Here is a 925-nt window from a genome sequence, read left to right on the forward strand (position 1 = left end):
GGCCCCCAACTGGCCGCGCCCCACTCCGCACCAGGCGCGCCCCGCCCCCGACCGGCCCCACCCCCTCACGCCTCCAAGGCCGACGCCACCGCCAGGGCCAGTTCGTCCAGGTAACCCTTCGGCAGTTCGTCGCGTACGACCAGCAGGCGCCAGTACAGCGGGCCGGTCATCAGGTCCAGGGCCAAGCGCGCGTCTACGCCGGGCCGCAGCTCGCCGCGTTCCACCGCGCGCGCCACCATCGCCGCCGCGACGCCCTGCTGGCTGTCGAGCAGGGCGGTCCGCAGCGCCTCGGCGATCTCCGGACTGCGCGCCGCCTCGGCCAGCAGGTCCGGGATGATTTGTGCGGCCATCGGGTGCCGCAGCGCGCGGGCCGCGACCTCCAGCAGCATGCGGATGTCGCCGCGCAGCGACCCGGTGTCCGGCGACGGCAGGCCCTCGGCGGCCACCGCCGAGACCACGTCCAGCACCAGGTGCAGCTTCGAGCGCCACCTCCGGTAGACGGCGGTCTTGCCGACGCCGGCCCGCTTGGCGATGCCCTCGATGGACATCCGTGCGAACCCCACCGCCGCCAGCTCCTCGAAGACCGCGGCGCGGATCGCCTCGGTCTTCTCCTCGCGCAGCACGGCGGCCCCGGCCGGCGCCCGCCGCCCGCCCGTCGCACCCGTCGCCCCGGTCACTTCACTGCCGTCCTTTGCCATGCCTTGATCCTAGCGTCGCGACGCAACGGTTGCGTTTCGACGTCGAGCGGTCGTAGGCTCGGCAGCGTTACGACGATACGGGAGCGTTCTATCGTTAGCCGCAGGCGGAATGCGTAGCGACGCAACCGGCCCGTTCCGTCGTGACTCGCCGCCGCCCCAGACGGGGCCGTAACGACGCGACGGACCCGTTCCAACATCCTTCGCCTCCCGCCCCAGCCCCCTCACCT

General features: G+C 73.3%; 1 protein-coding gene. It reads right to left on the minus strand.

Features of this window, described 5'->3' with window-relative positions:
- Nucleotides 1–65: 65 nt before the first annotated feature.
- A complete protein-coding gene (locus ADK86_RS16380) occupies nt 66–698 on the minus strand; it encodes a TetR/AcrR family transcriptional regulator (RefSeq protein WP_053697246.1) in 633 nt (210 codons plus the stop codon).
- Nucleotides 699–925 lie beyond the last annotated feature (227 nt).

This window comes from Streptomyces sp. NRRL F-5755 (assembly GCF_001279365.1).
Taxonomy (GTDB): domain Bacteria; phylum Actinomycetota; class Actinomycetes; order Streptomycetales; family Streptomycetaceae; genus Streptomyces; species Streptomyces rimosus.